This is a genomic window from Clostridium sp. 2218st1_F5_2218SCRN_220325 (assembly GCF_039062665.1).
GTDB lineage: Bacteria > Bacillota > Clostridia > Peptostreptococcales > Peptostreptococcaceae > Intestinibacter.
The window spans coordinates 24,881-44,996 of record NZ_JBCLNH010000002.1; the positions used below are offsets into that span (position 1 = coordinate 24,881).

Annotated in this window: 18 protein-coding genes; 3 read left to right on the plus strand and 15 right to left on the minus strand. The window is 29.6% G+C overall.

What is annotated here, in order from left to right:
• Positions 1-34: 34 nt before the first annotated feature.
• The 14 genes from ABCM86_RS01635 to ABCM86_RS01700 all read right to left on the minus strand — a co-directional run bounded on the left by ABCM86_RS01635 (position 35) and on the right by ABCM86_RS01700 (position 15,795).
• Positions 35-2,236, minus strand: coding sequence for a hypothetical protein (locus ABCM86_RS01635; protein ID WP_343003332.1), 2,202 nt, complete (start codon positions 2,234-2,236; stop codon positions 35-37).
• A 188-nt stretch (positions 2,237-2,424) separates the two neighbouring features.
• Complete coding sequence (locus ABCM86_RS01640) at positions 2,425-3,543, minus strand: DUF4179 domain-containing protein (protein WP_195930048.1); 1,119 nt, start codon at positions 3,541-3,543, stop codon at positions 2,425-2,427.
• Positions 3,544-4,092, minus strand: a complete 549-nt coding sequence (locus ABCM86_RS01645) for a sigma-70 family RNA polymerase sigma factor (protein ID WP_195930049.1) — start codon at positions 4,090-4,092, stop codon at positions 3,544-3,546.
• Positions 4,093-4,403: 311 nt separating this feature from the next.
• Positions 4,404-4,964, minus strand: a complete 561-nt coding sequence (locus ABCM86_RS01650; RefSeq protein WP_343003333.1) for an Rpn family recombination-promoting nuclease/putative transposase — start codon at positions 4,962-4,964, stop codon at positions 4,404-4,406.
• Between the two features lie 150 nt (positions 4,965-5,114).
• Positions 5,115-7,139, minus strand: coding sequence for a YgiQ family radical SAM protein (locus ABCM86_RS01655; protein ID WP_295777155.1), 2,025 nt, complete (start codon positions 7,137-7,139; stop codon positions 5,115-5,117).
• Between the two features lie 380 nt (positions 7,140-7,519).
• The gene (locus ABCM86_RS01660) at positions 7,520-8,077 is read right to left on the minus strand and encodes a nitroreductase (protein WP_295777153.1); all 558 of its coding nucleotides are present in this window, start codon (positions 8,075-8,077) and stop codon (positions 7,520-7,522) included.
• A 66-nt stretch (positions 8,078-8,143) separates the two neighbouring features.
• Positions 8,144-8,578, minus strand: a complete 435-nt coding sequence (locus ABCM86_RS01665; protein ID WP_295675853.1) for a MarR family transcriptional regulator — start codon at positions 8,576-8,578, stop codon at positions 8,144-8,146.
• A gap of 287 nt (positions 8,579-8,865) precedes the next feature.
• The gene (locus ABCM86_RS01670; protein WP_295675851.1) at positions 8,866-10,245 is read right to left on the minus strand and encodes an MATE family efflux transporter; all 1,380 of its coding nucleotides are present in this window, start codon (positions 10,243-10,245) and stop codon (positions 8,866-8,868) included.
• 16 nt (positions 10,246-10,261) lie between these two features.
• Complete coding sequence (locus ABCM86_RS01675) at positions 10,262-10,693, minus strand: MarR family transcriptional regulator (RefSeq protein WP_195931041.1); 432 nt, start codon at positions 10,691-10,693, stop codon at positions 10,262-10,264.
• Positions 10,694-10,905: 212 nt separating this feature from the next.
• Positions 10,906-11,565 carry a DUF1638 domain-containing protein gene (locus tag ABCM86_RS01680; RefSeq protein ID WP_295675849.1) on the minus strand — a complete coding sequence of 220 codons (660 nt, stop codon included), beginning with the start codon at positions 11,563-11,565 and terminating at the stop codon, positions 10,906-10,908.
• A gap of 147 nt (positions 11,566-11,712) precedes the next feature.
• Positions 11,713-12,312, minus strand: a complete 600-nt coding sequence (locus tag ABCM86_RS01685) for an N-acetyltransferase family protein (protein WP_343003334.1) — start codon at positions 12,310-12,312, stop codon at positions 11,713-11,715.
• Between the two features lie 120 nt (positions 12,313-12,432).
• A complete protein-coding gene (locus tag ABCM86_RS01690) occupies positions 12,433-13,680 on the minus strand; it encodes a DUF1015 family protein (RefSeq protein WP_343003335.1) in 1,248 nt (415 codons plus the stop codon).
• Between the two features lie 19 nt (positions 13,681-13,699).
• Positions 13,700-14,635, minus strand: coding sequence for a D-2-hydroxyacid dehydrogenase (locus tag ABCM86_RS01695; RefSeq protein WP_343003336.1), 936 nt, complete (start codon positions 14,633-14,635; stop codon positions 13,700-13,702).
• A gap of 68 nt (positions 14,636-14,703) precedes the next feature.
• Positions 14,704-15,795 (minus strand): alanine--glyoxylate aminotransferase family protein, encoded by a 1,092-nt coding sequence (locus ABCM86_RS01700; protein WP_295763196.1) that lies wholly within the window; start codon positions 15,793-15,795, stop codon positions 14,704-14,706.
• Between the two features lie 604 nt (positions 15,796-16,399).
• Here ABCM86_RS01700 and ABCM86_RS01705 point away from each other — a divergent pair.
• From ABCM86_RS01705 to ABCM86_RS01715, 3 genes are all read left to right on the plus strand, one after another.
• Entirely contained in the window at positions 16,400-16,912 is a 513-nt protein-coding gene (locus tag ABCM86_RS01705) for a PaaI family thioesterase (protein WP_343003337.1), read from the plus strand.
• Between the two features lie 208 nt (positions 16,913-17,120).
• Positions 17,121-17,522, plus strand: a complete 402-nt coding sequence (locus ABCM86_RS01710) for a YbjN domain-containing protein (protein WP_343003338.1) — start codon at positions 17,121-17,123, stop codon at positions 17,520-17,522.
• An 11-nt stretch (positions 17,523-17,533) separates the two neighbouring features.
• Positions 17,534-17,965: a YbjN domain-containing protein gene (locus ABCM86_RS01715; protein ID WP_195931752.1), complete on the plus strand. Its 432-nt coding sequence runs from the start codon at positions 17,534-17,536 to the stop codon at positions 17,963-17,965.
• A gap of 55 nt (positions 17,966-18,020) precedes the next feature.
• Here the strand turns inward: ABCM86_RS01715 and ftsH are convergent, their stop codons facing one another.
• Positions 18,021-20,027 (minus strand): ATP-dependent zinc metalloprotease FtsH, encoded by a 2,007-nt coding sequence (ftsH, locus tag ABCM86_RS01720; RefSeq protein ID WP_343003339.1) that lies wholly within the window; start codon positions 20,025-20,027, stop codon positions 18,021-18,023.
• Positions 20,028-20,116 lie beyond the last annotated feature (89 nt).

Below are 20,116 nucleotides of genomic sequence, written 5' to 3' on the forward strand. Positions count from 1 at the left end.
TTTAAAACTTAAGTCTAATTTATCTTTAATTAATTTATTTAAAACTTAAATCTACCTCATCTTGCTTATTTTTATAAAAATAAGGATTACTTTTTTTCTTGATTTTTATATGTATATCATGGTCATAATCAGAGTTTGTATCTATTTGGACTGTATTTTGTTTTGAGCTAGAATATGTGTCTGTATCTATAACAATATAGTTTTGTGGTAGAATTAAGCTTATATTATAAGTTTTATCAATACTTAAATTTTCTACTTTATATGTTTGTCCAGGTTTTATGACTAAATTGGCAGACTCATTATCATTACTTACATTTACAATAAGACTTGGCTCCTCTTTATTATCTTTATAATCGCCACCTTCACTATAACCATCTTCTGTTATTTTATCTCCTATATTACTTGCCAAGGCATTATCTTCATCTTCTATCTCACAGGTAAAATTTAAAGTACCACACGAGCTGCTAGTTGGAACTCTAATGGCTGTTTGATTATTTTTAAATTCTATATGAGTAAAATCATCCTTAATATAATTCATTTTTAAATTTCCGCTACAGATTACTGCACTTCTGACGGCATCATTTTTAGTAATAGAGTAAGTTATTTTATCAGACATTATAGTAACTTTATCTCCACATTTAAGCTCTTTTAAAATATCTATGCTGTACTGGGTGGAAAAATCGTCGTTTATATAGCACCTTGTATTGTTTTTTATATTTAAATTATTATAAGTAATTGTGTTTTTATTTATCTTTAAAGGAGTACTTGTAATCTTCATATCTAAATCTAGATTATTTAATACAAATTTATCTGATGTATTTGTTATATCTATTCTGATATATACATCATCACCCCTTGTTGGTGCATAATCTTCATTAAAATAAAGTATTTCGTCATCTATATATTTATAAAATTGGATATTTATATCTAGTTTTGGCTTTTCAATAATATACAGATTTAACTTTGAAAAACCATATGAATTATTTAGAACACTTTCGCTTGAAATAAAATTTCCGACTAAGAAATCTATGCTATTTTCTCCTAGATTTAATTTATTGCTTATGTCTGTTTCCATAATCATATTAGCATTTAGCCCACTAGTGTTACTCATATTAAATACACCTGTTTCAAAATGATAAAAATCAGTATGCTTTGATAAATCACTTTTATGTATAGTTGGATTTTTACACTTTGATAATGTTGATGGTTTGTATTTTGTATTACTTCCATCTAAATTATAAATTCTGTCTGTATTTCGATTTTGATAATTCAGTGATGTCACAAGTCCATTTATAAAGACGCTGATTATATCGTTATAAGGTACGATAAGCTCAAATCCATATTCATTATCTGCTTCTACACCAAGTACTGCATATGCCTCATTATTACTTAGCAAATCATATTGCTCTGGAGATATATTTATCTTGGCGCTCAACATCCTCCACTCAACACTAGTCTGTTCATTTTTTTGATCTAAAGATGTGTATAAATCCCATGTCACAAATTTATCTTCTTGCCACTTAACTTCTTTGTCCGATTTTAAGTAGTCATACAAAGTCCACAAATCATATCTTATTATTCCTCCTTTTTGGGGAGTTACAATAGTTCTTAAAACTTTATTGCCTGTTACTTTAGTTTGTGTTTTATTATCTTCTACAATTACTTTCGGAATACTTTGGTTTGTTGTATTATCTTTTGCGTATTGTTGTTGTGTTGTACTTTTATCTTGTTGTGATATATCTTGTTCGATTTCTTCAAATTGATATTCTTGTTCTGATATATCTTGATTTTCTTCTTTTGATGCATTATTTGTATTAAAACTGTATTCTTCTTTTGACACATCATTTATATTTAAACTTGATTCTTCTTGAGATATATCATTATTTTCATTGTAAACTTCATCGTCTATATCACCTATACTGTTACTTTGATCTTCTATTTTTTCATTTCCTTCTGTATTACTTTCGCTATTAATTGTTACATAATTAATCCCTCTGAGTTTATTACTAGAATCATATAAGTCCTGTATATTTTCAACATCACTTTCATCAATATTTCTATTAAATTTATATAAAGTACTATGAGAATTTAACTTTTTCTCTCCACTTTCGATTTCATCTGGCTCTCTCGTTTTTGTCCAATTTTTAAGTTCAACCTCAGTCACCCCAACTGGCAAACTCCTACCTGCATCAATATCTTGCAGATTATCATACGTAATGTATACAATCACCGTCATAATACAGACAGCAATTATAAACTTTATTTTTCTCTTAATTCAAATCCCTCCCCTTTTTATTTTTGTACAAGCTTAATTCATTATATTTTTATCTATCTATGTTTATTCCATATTATTAATTTTTTATATTATAATTTAGATTTTCTTGAATACAAAAAAAGTTGCCACAATATCTTGTGACAACTTTTTTATTTCAAATTCACTATTATAGCTTTATGCTCGTATTTTTTATAAGTGTCCCCACTTTCAGTTAATTTAACTGGGATAATTTTTATATATTCTATCTTATCTATATTTATTTTATCTCCACTTTGATATAAATCTTTTTCTGATTCTAAATTTATATATTTGTTTATACCATTTTCATAACTAGAACTTCCACTAAGTCCTTCTAATATTAAATTTCCATCTTGATCGACAGCTTCTATAGTAATATTATTTAAAAAGTCTTGGCTTCCTGTGCTCTCAGCATCAACATAAAGTCTTGCATATAATGGTGATATTCTTAATTCTTTAAATTTCAATAAAGTAGTTTTATTTTTATCTTTTATTTCAATTTCCTCATCTATATTATAAACCTTTATTTTCTTTGCCATTTCTTTTGTATTTATAGTAAAATTAAACTCCCAATTTCCTGTTATTGATTTTCCAAAATTTTTATCCACATCCATTTTCATTGTTTCTATTTTACCAAACACAATTTTTACATTGTAGTCCTTATCTTTATCTAAATTCTCTAAAACTCTATTATCTTCATCATATGCATCTGCTGATACTACTTCAAGTCGTATTAAAAAGTCTATATTCCCCCTCTTTTCAATTTCATCTATGCTTTCGTCTTCACTAATTCCAAATTCTTGCATAGTTGAACTAGGCAAAAACTTCTTACCATCTAAGTAAACTTCTTTAATTTGAGGCATATAATTTGTTATATTATATCCTTTATCAAGTTTTGAAAAATCTAAATTCATGTTTAATATCAATTGACTATCTTCTAGCATTGCCTCTTTTAAAGTCATTGTAATATTTTTATCAAATGCACTTTTTCCGATATCAGCTTTATATTGTTCAAACTCATCATTATTCGCTCCAAAATAATTTTCTATCTTCTTCGTGATGCTATCAACAAGTGCCCATGTAGTGTCATTTATCAAAACTCCACAGCACAATACTAATGTTATAGATGCCACTACTACTTTCTGTACTTTTCTTTTTTTCTTAATTTTTTCTGCTTTTTTAATCCCATTTTTTATAAAACTATCAACTTCTTCTGGAACTTCTATATTATCAAATTTATCAAACTTCATTTAAATCCCCTCCTTTAAAATACTACTTAGACTTTCCTTCGCCCTTTTCAGATGACTTTTTACTGTATTTTCCGGTGTATTAAGAACATATGAAATATCTTCTATCTTCATATCATCAAAATATTTCAATATAATAACTGTTTTGTATTTTGGTTTTAACAAATCTATTGCGTCATATAAATCTAATTTCTCCTCTATAGATATAGATTTTTCACTATATATAATTGAATTTTCATCTTCCATATAAATTACCTTGCTTTCTTTTTTAATATAATTTAAAGCAGTATTGACTAATATTTTTGTTATCCATGGTTTAAATTTTTCTTCATCCTTTAACGTGTGTATATTCAACCACGCTTTAAATGAAGTTTCTTGCAAAATATCGAGTGCGACTTGCTTATCTTTTACATATGTGTAGGCCACTTTATATAAGTAAGATTTATATTGCAATAGTAATTTTTCAAATGAGGCACAATTAGTTTTTATAGATTTATTTTTTGAAGTGCTTCCTTTTCCCCTTATTTTTGAAATAAAATTTATACCCTCCATATTAACTTCCCTTTCTAAAATTTGTCTAATTCATTTCTCTTATATAATATAAGACAACTTATAACTAAAAAAAGTTGCATTTTTTTTAGTTATAAGTTCTATGTGTTATAAAAAATTCACTGCGTTCATATCGCCAACGACTTCGTCCGTTGCTTAAAATTCACTGCGTTCATGAGCGGGCGACTTCGTCCGTTGCTTAAAATTCGCTTCACTCATGGCGCCAACGAATCAAAGATTCCGTTGCCTTAGTTAAAATGTATAAATTCCTTAGAATTAAAGAAAGTAGAGATTTACACCTCTACTTTCTTTAATTAATCTATTAATTTTTCTATTTCTGATAAAGTAAGACCTGTCGACTTTGATATTGTTTCTTTGTCTAGCCCTATGTTTATTAGTGATTTAGCTATTTCTATTGCTTTGCTTTTTTCGCCTTCTTTAATACCTTCTTGTCTACCTTTTTTGATTCCTTTTCGCTCAGCTTCGTTTAATGCGCTTATCTTGTCTTTTAGAGTTTTTGCCCTCATTTCGTAAAGTTCTCTTTGGGTATCGTCATTACTCATTCTTATAAGTTGCTCTGAGTAAAGTTTAGACCAATAAAATAGACTTCTCTTTATCATGTTGTATTCATTTTTTAGCTGAATTTCTATGTTGATTATCTCATTGTTGCTAGTCGTCGCCTTCACGTCTAATCTAGAAAATTTATCTTCTATGTATCCTTTATTTAAATCTGTGTTTTTTATCTCAACTGCTGTTATTAAATCTTTCGGTTTTAAAGTTGCATTTAGGAAGGATATCAGGATATTTGGGTGCTTTTCGCTTCCAAATATGTTTTTAAATACGAAATCCATCTTTGGATCTAGTAATCCTCTCATATTCTCAACTCCTTTTCGTTTTATTTAGATTATACCATAATAAGTATATTTTTATAATCATATAGCTATTTTATATCTACCTAACAAAAAAGTAGGGCTCTACCCTACTTTTTTGTTAGTTTTATTTATATAAATCTTCTTTTAATTTTATTATCTCGGTCTTCTTTTTGAATTCTTTCCTGATGATTTTCCTTTTGATGAGTTTTTACCACTATTATTTCTCATATTAGAATTTTTACCACCAGAATTTCTAGAATCTTTTCCTCTTGATGAAGATTTTTTATTATTTGAATTTCTGTTGTCTTTATTATTTCTACCTTTGCTTGATTTAGAGTTTTTATCTCCACCTTTTGAATTTCCAAAATCTCTAAATTCTCCTCTTGGTTTTATAAGACATCTTGGACCAAATCCGATTAAGTCCTCTCTGCCCGCTTCGACTAATGCTTTATGAACTAAGTCGTAGTTACGAGGTTGACTGAATTGAAGTAATGCTCTTTGCATTGCTTTTTCTTCTCTTGATTTTGGAACATAAACAGGTTTCATAGTTCTTGGGTCAAGCCCTGTATAGAACATAGCAGTCGATAATGTACCCGGTGTTGGATAGAAATCTTGTACTTGTTCTGGTTGATAATGTATATCTCTTAAATACTCAGCTAACTCTATCGCACTGCTTAAAGTTGAGCCTGGATGAGATGACATTAAGTAAGGAATTAAGTATTGGTTCATTCCTAATTGTCTATTTATATCAAAGTATTTTTGTCTAAATTTCTCATATGTTTCACCAGCTGGTTTTTGCATATATTGAAGAACTTCTTCTGCAACGTGTTCTGGTGCAACTTTAAGTTGACCACTTACATGGTGTTTTATTAATTCTCTTAAGAATTTGTTGTCTTTATCCGCCATAACATAGTCATATCTAATACCAGAACGCACGAATACCTTCTTAACTCCCGGCACATTTCTAACTTTTCTAAGCAATTCGATATAATCAGTATGGTCTACCTCTAAGTTTTTACAAGGAGATGGGTCAAGACATTGTCTATTTTTACATGCACCTTTTGTTACTTGCTTTTTACAAGCAGGCCCTCTAAAGTTTGCAGTTGGACCACCAACGTCGTGGATATATCCTTTGAAATCTGGTAAATGTGTGATTTCTTTTGCTTCTTCTAAGATAGATTCGTGACTTCTACTTTGTACTGCTCTACCTTGGTGGAATGTTATCGCACAGAATGAACATGAACCGAAACATCCTCTGTTATTTACTATACTGAATTTAACCTCGTTTATTGCTGGAATTCCGCCCATACTTTCATAAATTGGGTGGTAAGTTTTTGCATATGGTAGTGCATAAACAGCATCTAATTCTTCTCTATTTAAAGGTTTTTCTGGTCTATTTTGAACTAAGTATTTCACTCCATGTTGTTGAACTAACATCTTTCCTCTGTATGGATCTTGTTCATCATATTGGATTTTGAAAGCTTCTGCATATTTCTTTTTATCAGTGCTCACTTCCTCCATTGATGGAAGTAAGACATAATCGCCATAAACTTCATCTAAACTATCTGCTAAATAGCAAGTTCCATCTATAAAACTTATATATTTCGGGTCAAATCCGTCATTTAATGCATTTGCAACATTTACAATAGGTTTTTCACCCATTCCATAAATTAATAAATCCGCTCCAGAATCGACTAATATTGAGTTTCTAACTCTATCACTCCAATAATCATAGTGAGCAAACCTTCTAAGACTCGCCTCAATACCACCGATTACAATTGGTATATTTTTATATGCTTCACGTATTTTATTACAATATACTATTGTCGCTCTGTCTGGTCTGTATCCCATTTTTCCGCCTGGTGAATAAAGGTCTTTGTCTCTCGCTCTCTTACTAACAGAGTAGTGATTTACCATAGAGTCCATATTCCCAGCATTAACTAAGAATCCAAGTCTTGGCTTTCCTAATCTCATAAAATCGTCTGTAGTTTTCCAATTTGGTTGTGCTATTATCCCAACCTTGTAACCTTCTTTTTCTAATACTCTAGAGATTATCGCAGTACCAAAACTGTGATGGTCTACATAAGCATCTGCAGTTACAACTATAAAGTCTAATTCGTCCCATCCGCGCTCTTCCATATCTGCCCTGCTTATGGGTAAAAATTTATTGTTCACTATCTCACCACTTTCTAAATTAAATATTAAAATTTATACTCATCTATTTTACATAACGTAAAAAAACTAATTTTTATATATCAAAATAAATCAATCTATATTATGATACCCTAAAGTTTCTTACTTATTTCTTTTGACTGACTTATAATTATATCATTTATATATAGTTTTATCCATAAATAATACAGTCCTATCATTGTATTATTTTCCACTTTTTTGACTTTCATACATGCTATACAAGTCAAAATACAAGCTAAAAAATACTCCTTCACAGCATCAAGTTTGCCATAAAGGAGTTTATATTTTCTCTACATCATTTTTTATTATTTTTATATCGTCTTTTAAATTATTTTATATAGCCTTTTAATTATTTATAAATTAAATTATCTAATATATTGTACTGTGTTTTCTTTTCTTGGTGCTGCCTTACCTTCCATATCTTTATATCCAAGTAATACAGAATATAATGGAGTGTATCCTTCTGGTAAGTTTAATTTTTCTCTAAGTTCTTGAGCTTGTGGTCCAACGAATGCTAAACTAACAAGTTCAACCCAACAAGAACCTATATTTAATGCTTCAGCAGCAAGTAACATATTTTGAGTAGCTGCTGAACAGTCTATTACTTTTGATCTTTCGTCGTCTTTTCCTGAAACTAAGATAACTGTTGGAGCATGATAGAAACAGTTGTATTTTTCGTTGCTACCCATTTTTCTTAACATTTCATTTTCTAAATTTTTAGCTACGTTTTTAGTTGCTACATTTAATTCATCTAATATTTCTTTATTTTGTATAACTGTGAAGTTCCAGCTTTGTTTATTTATAGCACTTGGTGCATATAAACCAGCTTCTATTATAGCTTGTAATTCTTCTTCTTTGATTTGTTCTGGTTTAAATTTTCTTATAGATCTTCTCTCTTTGATTACGTCTAATGTACTTCTCATTTTGCTCTCCTATAGTTTATTTAATATTGTCCGTACGCGAACGAATAGTTTATTAAAAAAAATGCCTTACAGCACTTTTTTCATATTTATCAAAGCCTTGCTCACACATTCTTTAAAGGCCTCTTTTTGATTTTCATCAAATCCATCCAACATTATAGCCAAAGCTTCGTATTTTATATCTTCTAGCTTAGATTTTACATTAATTCCATCGTCAGTTAAGTTGATATATAGATTTCTTTTGTCTTCATTAGAAATACTTTTGTTTACTAAGCCTAAATTTTCGTATTTATTTATAATGTCTGATAAAGAAGATTTTGATATCTTTCCTCTATCGACTATTTCACTAAATAACAAAGGACTTTTGTCCTCTGGAAGTATAAAAAATAGCAATGCGTGGTTTTGTAATATTGGAAGTCCTTCTTCTTTTATTCTCTTTGTAATAAATTTATTAGATATAGTTCCTAATTTGTTTATATAACTAAATATACAACCTAATTCCATATCTTAACCCCCATTCGTTCGACAACGAATAAATTTTAACACCTATATTTTTTTACGTCAAGACCTTATATATTCATAAATTGTCCCCCATTTATACAATTTAACCCATTTGTTATTTTGCTGTAAATAATAAAATTCGCTTCGCTCATGGCGCCAACGACTTCGTCCGTTGCTTAAAATTCGCTTCGTTCATGGCGCCAACGAATCAGAGATTCCGTTGCTTAAAATTTTAAAAAAGCCCGACAGATAATCTGCCAGGCTTTTTATATAAATAATCTAAATTTATTTTATAAATCTTTTATAACTTTATTGTATAAATATTTTAAGAATATAGCACTTACTGTAACTGCAGCTATCTCTGCTATTGGGAATGCTAACCATACTAAATCTACATTTCCTAATTTTGATAGTAAGAATGCAACTGGTAATAAGAACATTAATTGTCTTACGAATGAAACTAACATACTTAATATACCATTTCCTAATGCTTGGAATGTTGAAGATGCTATTATAGAGAACCCTGCAAATACAAAGCTGACACTTATTATTCTAAGTGCTGGTATACCTATAGATAACATTTGTTCAGATGCGTTAAACATCTTTAATAATGGCCCAGGTATTGCTTGTATTATAACAAGTCCTATTAACATTATACCTACAGCATAACAAATACTTAATTTAATAGTTTTTACTAATCTTTCTTTGTTTCTAGCTCCTAAGTTGAACGATACTATTGGAACCATACCGTTGTTTAGACCGAATATTGGCATGAATACGAAACTTTGTAATTTATAATAAGCTCCGAATACTGCAACTGCTGTTGATGAGAATGTCATAAGGATTAAGTTCATTCCATAACTCATAACAGAACCTATTGCTACCATTAATACTGAAGGAATACCTACATATAATATTCTTCCTAAATATTCTTTTTCTAGTCTGAATCCTTTTAAATGTAAATGTATTTCTTTATTTTTCTTAAGGTTAAGTATTACTGCAAATGTACCTGCAACTATTTGACCTATAACTGTTGCTATAGCAGCACCTGCTATACCTAATTTAGGCATACCGAATAAACCAAATATTAAAATTGGGTCTAATATAATATTTATTATTGCCCCAGTTAATTGTGTTGTCATTGATAAAAGTGTTTTACCAGTTGATTGTAATAATCTTTCAAATGCAACTTGAGTAAATATACCAAATGAACATATACATACTATTCTTAAGTAAGTTGTTCCTGACTCAACTATATCACTTATATTTGTTTGAGTTTGCATAAATTTTTGTACTGCAAATAACCCTATACATAAGAATATTAAATAATTTATAAATTCTAAGAAAATACCGTGAAGAGCTGATTTATTAACGCCTTCTTGGTTATGTTGTCCTAAGTTTTTTGAAACGAATGCATTCATCCCAACCCCTATACCTGTTGCTAAACCTATCATAAGGTTTTGTACTGGGAATGCCATTGATACTGCTGTTAACGCATTTTCGCTAAGTTGTGCAACGAAAACACTATCAACTATATTGTATAATGCTTGAACAAGCATTGATACTACCATAGGTAACGCCATAGATAATAATAATTTGTCTACTGGCATAGTACCCATTTTATTCTCTCTTTGAACTGGTTGCTCTTGTCTAACCGCTGTTTGTTCCATAATATTCCCTCCTATTTTATTCTTTTTTTGTACTGTCTGAAATTCTTTCAAGAATGTTGTATAAAAGTTTTATCTCTTCATCTGAAAAATCTTTTAATAATTCTTGTTTGTATTTCTTTAGATCAGCGTCTACTTCTTCATGCTTTTTCATACCTTCTTCTGTAAGAATTATTTTGTTAACTCTCTTATCAGTAGGAATACTTACTCTTTTTATGTACCCCTTCTTCTCTACACAACTAATCATAGTCGAAACAGAAGACCTTCTAATATCAAACATCTTTTCTAAATCTCTTTGGAATAAATCTCCCTCACTACTTTTATCATGTATACATTTTAGAAAAAATGCCTGTATTCCTGTTAAATCATGCTTTAGTGCGACTTGATCTATTTTTCTTTTTATTTGGTTATCTACTTTGTGTAAAACACCAATTACCTCAATTCTATCCACCAAGAAATCACACCTCTCTTTTGTTAGCCAACTAATGTTAGCACTCTAACAATTCTAATCTTTTTTATTATAAATGTCAATTATCTTTCCTAAATTTTAATTATATAATTTTTACATTTTATCTAGTTCTTTTACATATTTCTGCACAAAAAAATCACCTAAAACTACTTATTTTTCAATAAATATTTTTAGGTGATTTTCTATTTTATATCTTATAATTCCAATGTGAAGTCCTTTACTTCGTTATGTGGTTTGATAACGACAAATTTCTTTTCATCCCAAGGCCCAGTAAGTAACTTTTCTATATAATCAATCGGATATTCTAGTATTTTTAATTTTAGATTTAATGTCTCTGAGATTTCTCTACAAAGTGGCATTATTTCGCTTAAATCATAACATTTTGTATCGATTATCCCCAGTGTTTTATAGTGATTTAGCATCATATCAAATACCTCTTTGCCTGTTTCTTCTCCATATTTCTCAATAGTATATTGATACTCTACCCAAAGGTTTCTCTCACCTTCAATCCAACCCTTAGTCAAAAAGTACATACCATTTTTTCCACCATATTTTCGTCTTTCATCCACAGATCCAAGCATCAAACTTATGCAATCATCTACCTTTGGCATTATTAATTCAAGGTTGTTGCTTTTAATCCCCAATAGTGCATTTCCACATAATCCAAATGTCATAATAACCCTGTCAAAATCTTGTAACTTATCCAATTCTTCTTGGACTGTTTTATGTAATTTTTCAGGATAATTATGTAGCCCTGACTCTACCCAATATATAGGATAGTCGATATTATTATCCTTACATGCTTTTTCAATCTCATGTTTTAAAGTTTTACATGCTAATATTGCTATCTTCAAAATAACCCCCCCTAATAAAAATAACTTTAATTTACCCCAATTTCTATAATAAATTTATCTTAAATACATTATTTTAATATGTATTTTTCTACACTTAAAGTTGATTGAAAGTTGTCCATTTATGGATATAATCCATTAAATATCAACTTATTTACCAGTTAATATGTTTTTTATTAATTTTGAATCTACTTCATTTATCATTTTTACTGGCTCTGGCTTTTCATTTATATCACCAACTGCAATTCCCATCCAGTTTACTCCATACCAACTATCAAATTTATATCCTGTATTTTTGAATATACCTATAAATTCAAATCCTAATTTTTCATGGAATTTTAAACTTTTCTCATTAGCTGAAGTAATACAAGCGTATATATTTCTTACGTTTTGTAATTTTACAATCTCTATAAGTTTATTATATAGTAATTTTCCTACTCCTAAGCTTTTATAATTCATATCTAGGTATATTGATAACTCAACATCCCATTGATAAGCAGCCCTTTCACCATATCTATGTGCATATGCATATCCAACTATTTTATCTTTATATTCACAAACTATATATGGATATCCTTCTAAAGTTTCTTTTATTCTATTTTTAAACTCTTCAACAGAAGGCACCTCATATTCAAAAGTAATCGCTGTATCAGTAACATAAGGTCTATAAATACTTAATAATTCTTCTGCATCCGATACATCTGCCATTCTAAATGTTATATCTTTTAATATATCATCTCTATTTTTCATTGTATCTCTCCTCTAAAATCTTAATTGTCTAATAATTTTAATATATCATATTCTGAAATATAAAAAAGGATTTATCGCCAATTTAGCTTTAAATCCTTTTTTATATTAATTATATAATTCCTAATCTAATTCGTGTAAAAATAGTCCACATCTTACTTTTGGTTCAAACCAAGTTGATTTTGCAGGCATTATTTTATTTGCATCTGCAACTGCTATAAGCTCATCAAGTCCAGTTGGATACATTGCAAATGCTACTTCCATATCGCTATTTGCTCTTTTTTCGAGTTCATCAATACCTCTAATTCCTCCCACAAAATCTATTCTCTTATCTCTTCTAGGATCTTTTATTCCTAAAATTTCGTCTAAGATATTATCTTGTAAGATTGATATATCTAAAGATTTAACTTCATCATCTACCTTTGTATATTTATCTCCAAATTCAATTTTGTACCAATCTCCATCTAAAAACATACCTACATCGCCTTTTTTATTCGCTTTATATTGTTTTTTATCTGGTATTTTTTCGATATTAAATTTTTGTGCTATTTTATCTATAAATTCTTGTTTTGTATTTCCATTTAAGTCTTTTACTACTCTATTATAGTCTAAAACTTCTAAATTATCTTGGGGAGCTATCATAGCGATATAGTAATTAAACTCTTCATCACCTGTATAATTTTGATTTTGCTCTCTCTTTTCTTTGGCGATATTTACTGCAGCTGCAGCTCTATGGTGGCCATCAGCTATATATAAATAAGGTACTTTATCAAATTCATTAACTATATCTTTTAAATCATTTTCTCTATAAATTTTCCAAACTGTATGACGTACTTCGTCATCACTAATAAAATCGTATATTGGAATTTCATTTTTAATGTAGAAGTTTATGATTTCGTCTACTTTTTTTCTGTTTTTATAAGTAAGAAGAATTGTACCAGTATTTGCATTGCAGTATTTTATATGGTTTGTTCTGTCTAATTCTTTGTCAGGTTTTGTATACTCGTGAATTTTAATAATTCCATTGATGTAGTCATCAACAGACACACATGCAACAATTCCTGTTTGTGCTCTGCCATCCATAATCTCTCTATAGATATATATACATTCTTGCTTTTCTTTAATTAGTATGTTTTTTTCTCTAAATTTATTTAGATTTTCTCTAGCTTTAAGATAAACTTTTTCATCATGTTCATCAATTTCATCATCTAAGTCTATTTCAGCTCTATCTATATGGATAAAAGAATATTTATTTTTCTTTCCCATTTCTTTAGCTTCTTCTCTATTCATAACGTCATATGGTAATTCTGCCACCATATCAACATAATTATTTGCTGGTCTAATTGCCCTAAAAGGTTTTACTATTGCCATTTATCTTTCCCCCTGAAATCTATAATGCTATCTTTTCATCATCTTGAAAATATTCAACTAATAATTCTACTATTTCTTTGCTTATTCTATCTTGAGCTTCAACTGTTGATGCTCCTATATGAGGAGTTGGAGATACCATTGGGTGATTAACTAATTCTAGGTTTATATTTGGTTCATTTTCATAAACATCCATAGCTACAGCTTCTATTTTACCTTCGTCTAATGCATCTATTAAGTCGCGTTCACATACTAGAGCACCCCTAGCATTATTTATAAAGTATACGCCTTTTTTCATTAAATCGAATTCTTTTTTAGTTATTAAGTAACCTTTTTCTGGGTCATAAGGTATGTGTATTGTCAAGAAGTCTGCGTTTTTTAATACTTCTTCAAAGCTACAGAATTTGTATTTTTGACATCCTTCCATCTTTCCTAATATATCGTAGTATATTACTTTCATACCTAATGCTGTTGCTAATCTTGCAACTTCTTTACCTATTCTACCTAAACCTATTATTCCTAATGTTTTACCAAAGATTTCTGTTCCTATATATTGTTTTTTATTCCACTCACCGTCTCTCATAGTTACATTAGCTATATTTACAAATCTAGCTATTGTTATGATTTGACCAATTGTAAGTTCTGCTACTGATCTAGTGCTTGCACATGGTGTATTCATAACTTTTATTCCCTTTTGAGTTGCATATTTGACATCTATATTGTCAAGACCTACACCACTTCTGATTATTAATTTAAGTCTTGCGTTTCCTTCTAAGGCTTTATCTATTATTTCTTTAGTGATTTTATTTTTTGAACGAATAACTAAAGCATCAACATCTTGACACATTAATCCAAGTTCTTCACCATCATAATATTCATCTATTACATCAAATCCTAATTCCTTTAAGTTTTCTATTTGCTCTTTATTCATTCCATCAGCTACTAATATTCTACACATTTTCTATACCTCCAAAATCCTTTTCCACTTTATCATTAACACCCTGGTAAGTTATGGTTTCTTATTTTCTAAAAACTTACTACTTCGGGGCAAAATCCTAATATCTCATCAATATTTTTCAATAAATCTCTTATATCTTCTTGAGTATAATCTCCCATGTGTGAAATTCTAAATGTCTTGTCTTTTAGGTCACCGTATCCATTTGCAATTAAATATCCGCGTTTTTGTAATTCTTCATTTAATTTAGATACATCTATATTTTGGGTATTTTTTACTACTGTTAAAGTATTTGATAAATGATTTTTATCTGTAAATATTTCGAAGTGTTCCTCAGCCCAATTTCTAACGATTTTAGCCATGTCTTCATGTCTTTTAAATCTGTTTTCTAGGCCTTCTTTTAAGATTTTTTCTAATTGATAATTTAAAGCGAACATGTGTGAAAGGGATGGAGTTGAAGGGTATTGATAATTTTTCTTTTTGATATACTCATACATAGATAGTAAATCAAAATATACTCCTCGGTTTGGTACTTTTTCTGCTCTTTTTTTAGCTTTTTCAGAAAATGTGCAAAGTGACATACCAGGTGGTAAGCCAATTGCTTTTTGAACTGATGTTATGCAAATATCTATTCCAATTTCATCGACGGGGATTTTTATTCCTCCCGCTGAACTAACTGTATCTACACAGTAGACTATGTCGTCATAATTTTTTAGGATTTGACCAATATCTTCAATTGGATTTCTTATGCCTGTAGAAGTCTCATTATGAGTTACAGTTATTAAATCGTATTTGCCAGTTGCAAGTACCTTATCGACCATTTCTGGTTCTATTGCCTGCCCTAATTCAACTTTAAATAAATCTGTTGGAACACCATTAGCTATACCCATTTTGTGCCATCTATCTCCGAATGAACCACAGGAGAATACTGCTGCTCTTTTTGATGTGCAACATCGAATGGATCCTTCCATTAAGCCAGTTCCGGAGGATGTTGATAATAATATTTCATTATCAGTGTAAAATAATTTTTTAGCTTTTTCTGTTATACTTTTTTGAAGTTCTGATGCTTCTTTGCTTCTATGACTTATAACTGGTGTAGCCATTTGTTCTAATACATCTTCACTAACGTCTATAGGTCCTGGTATAAATAATTTTTTACTCATAATAAGCCTCCTTTCTTAAATAGTTTAATTTTTTATTATCAAAATAATAATTACTTTGTTTAATAATTATAGTATGATTATTTCCTTAATTTGTCAATATTTTTGAGTATTTGATACATATAAATTTTTTTATATTTTATATATATTTTTTGTATATATCATCAAAATATATATAATCACACAGATTTAATTAAACATTTATATTGATTTTTTTCTAATATTTTATAATTTGTAAATTATAATCCAATTTTTATTTTTATAAATATTATAGATAATCTTTTCGTAATGTTTATAATTATATCCATTTTATTTTAAAGTATTCTTATATATACATTTTTTATTAATTATTTTCTAGTTCTTTATATAAATCTTTTATGATACTCAATCCTTTTCTAAGCTCATCCTCATCTTTTGGAAAGCATATAGCAATTCTTATAGCGTACTTATTATATTAATTCACATCAAATTCAAACTTTTTAGCTACAGTTTTAACTATCTTAAAATAAAACTAGCTCACTAAATAGAGACTTCTATTAATAAATTTAACTGCATTAGGTTATAATTATAAGTATGGTTAATTTTGTAAAAAGAAAGGGAGATAAACATGAAATATAAAGTATTAAAAAAACAAAACAGCTCTAAAAGTTGTCTTGTTTGTGGTGTGAAAAATGATTTAGGTCTAAAGGCTCGTTTCTATCAATTAGAAAATGGTGAATTGGCATCTATTTTCAATTCTAAGGAATTTCACCAAAGCTATCCTGGAAGAGTTCATGGTGGAATATCTGCAGCAATTTTAGATGAAACTATCGGTCGTGCCATAAGCGTTAGTGACGAAACAGTTTGGGGTGTTACAGGAAGTTTAGAACTAAGATATAAAAAGCCAGTCCCAATCGACTGCGACATAATAACAGTTGCTAGAGTAACTAGAGATACAAGAAAATTATTTGAAGGTAAAGGCGAAATAATCCTTCCTAATGGGGAGATTGCAGTTACTGCAAAAGCAAAATACGTAAAAATGCCGATTGGTCAAATTGCTGATGAATGTGATATGGCTGAGGAATGGATTCCTATCCCAGATGATGAACCTGTAGAATATATCGAAATTCCAGGAAGATAAAAATCTTAACTTTTAATTTAATATATTATGCAAACTAACAACGTATCTTGAAATAGTATCATTTCGAGATGCGTTTTTTCATATTATATAAAGGAGGTTTCTAAAACAACGTAGAATTAAGTAACATATTAAAAACTCTATGTTGATAATATTTTTATATACAAAGGTGTGTGATATATTGGATTTTGAAAAAAGAAAATTTGAAGTTATGGATTCACTACGAGATGCCGACCTTCTAGAGTCTTTTGATATACTTGAAGATGATCACCAAGCACTACTTTTAAGAACTTATCAAAAAATTGACGAAACACAAGCTCACTGCATAATCTCTATTATCATGTCTAGTGATAGTGCCTACAGTTTAATCTACTACGTTTTCGCTAAACTCGCAGACTTTAGCAAACAATCTACTATAATAGAATTTCTAAATAAACTAAATAACGATAGCATTCTTATGAAATATTATATTGATGAACAAAATCATATAGTTGGGGCAATAAATTATATTGGAATTGATACAAATTTTAATAGTTCTGAATTTATAAATTTGATGGAGATAGGCTTTAGCGAAATTATTGATGCATATAATAAAATCAAAAATTTAATTTAGGGGGAATAAAAATGGACTTTGATACTAAAAAATTGAAAGTTATGGGTGCAATGAGGGATGCCGATATTTTAGAATCATTTGATATTTTACAAGATGATAATGATGCCCTATGTCTACAATCTGCACAACAAATTGATGATTCTGGTGCAGTCTGTGTAATATCTGTAATATTACTTCCAAACCGAGCCTACAGCCTAGTGTACTACTATATAGCAAAACTCAATAATCCCTCAAAAAAAAATCTTGTTTTAAATATTTTAAATAGTTTAAATGAAAGTAGTTTATTGGTGAGATATTACCTAGATGAAGACGATAAGATATATGGCTGTGTAAATTATATTGGTGTTGAAAGAACATTTAGCAGTACTGAGTTTATACATATATTAAAAGTTGGCTATCGAGATGTCTTAGAATCTTATAGCACAATTATAAATTCTATTTAGTATAATAATAAAAAACTGGATTATAAAAATCCAGTTTTTTATTTATTCATAAATCTTATTTATTATCTTTATCTAAATCTAATTTTTTATCTATTTTTACATCAATCTTCTTTTCAAGAGTTAACCCTTCGTCAACTGTTTGAAACTCACTTCCTTCAAGTACAACTTCATCTTGATCTGAAGTATTATCTGAGTCTGTGTTTTCTTCTATTTTATCAGAAGGCTTTTCTCCATTTAAGATTTCCATAAATTCCTCACCTGTTATTGTTTCTCTTTCAAGTAAGTATTTAGATATTTCGTGTAGTTTTTCTTCATTTTCTTTAAGTATATTCATAGCTTTTTTGTGAGCTGATTTTATTATACTTAAAACTTCTTGGTCTATTTTAGTTGAAGTTTCTGGTGAACAAGTAAGCGATGCGTCTCCTCCTAGATATTGATTTGTCACTGTTTCAAGTGCCATCATATCAAAGTCTTCACTCATACCATATCTTGTTACCATTGCTCTAGCCATTTTTGTTGCTTGTTCTATATCGTTTGATGCACCTGTTGTGAATGAGCCGAATATTAACTCTTCTGCTGCACGTCCTCCTGTAAAAGTAGCAATTTTATTAAATGCTTCTTGTTTTGTCATTAGGACTTTTTCACCTTCATCAACTTGCATTGTATATCCAAGTGCCCCAGAAGTACGAGGTATTATTGTTATCTTGTGTACTGGTGCAGATTCTGTTTGTTTTGCTGCAACAAGCGCATGTCCAACTTCATGGTAAGCAATTATTGATTTTTCTCTTTGAGATATAACTGCACCTTTTCTTTGGTAACCAGCTATTACAACTTCTACACTTTCTTCTAAGTCTTCTTGTAAAACTTGATGTCTACCCATCTTAACTGCTCTTAATGCACCTTCGTTTATTATGTTGGCAAGTTCAGCACCACTAGCTCCTGCTGTTGCTCTAGCAATTGCATTGTAGTCTATGTCTTTAGCCATATTAACACCATGTGCATGTACTTTAAGTATTGATTCACGACCAGCTAAGTCTGGAAGTTCTACAGGAATACGTCTATCAAAACGACCTGGTCTAAGTAATGCTTTATCTAGTGAATCTGGTCTATTTGTAGCCGCTAATATAACAACACCTTTTTTACCATCAAAACCATCCATCTCAGTAAGAAGTTGGTTAAGTGTTTGTTCTCTTTCGTCGTTTCCTCCTGGCATACCAGTATCACGTTTTTTACCTATTGTGTCTATCTCATCTATAAATACTATACATGGAGCTTTTTCGTTGGCTTGTTTGAATAAGTCCCTAACTTTCGCAGCACCCATACCGACAAACATTTCAACAAATTCAGATCCTGATATTGAGAAGAATGGAACTTTTGCCTCACCTGCTACTGCTTTCGCAAGTAATGTTTTACCTGTTCCTGGAGGGCCTACAAGTAGTGCTCCCTTAGGCATTACTGCCCCGATTTCTTCGTATTTTTTAGGATTGTGAAGGAAGTCTACTATTTCAGTAAGAGCTTCTTTTGCCTCATCTTGTCCTGCTACATCATCAAAAGTCTTTCCTGTTTGAGCTTCAACATATACTTTGGCATTACTCTTACCAAATTGCATTGCATTTGCTCCTCCACCAAGTCTCTTCGCCATAGATTTCATAAGCCAGTTTCCTATAAATAAGAAAATTGCAAGTGGCAATATCCAGCTCACTATAAAGTTTACTATCCATGAATTTTCGTCTGTGACTTGTTTTGTAAACTTAACGTTGTGGTCTTGTAAAGTTTTTACTAAATCTGGATTTTCAACATATCCTGTATAGTATGATTTTTTATTTTTCTTTTCATTTTCCCCACTCTTTTTTAAAGTGTATACTATTTGTGTATCACTCATCTCTACTTGGTCTACTTTATCTGATTCAACCTGAGTTAAAAATGTACTATAATCCACTTCTTCATATATTCGAGAATTTATGCTTGGTAAAAATAAGCTATTCAACATTACAACAAGCAATAATATTAAAAAGAAGTTAAAATAATTAAAATGTTTTGGTTTGTTTTTTTCTTCTTTCATATTAGCACCTTTCCTATGTATTAATTTATTTTACATAAATATTTGGTTCTCAAAATACCTATTAAAATTCATTATATATTATTATTGAT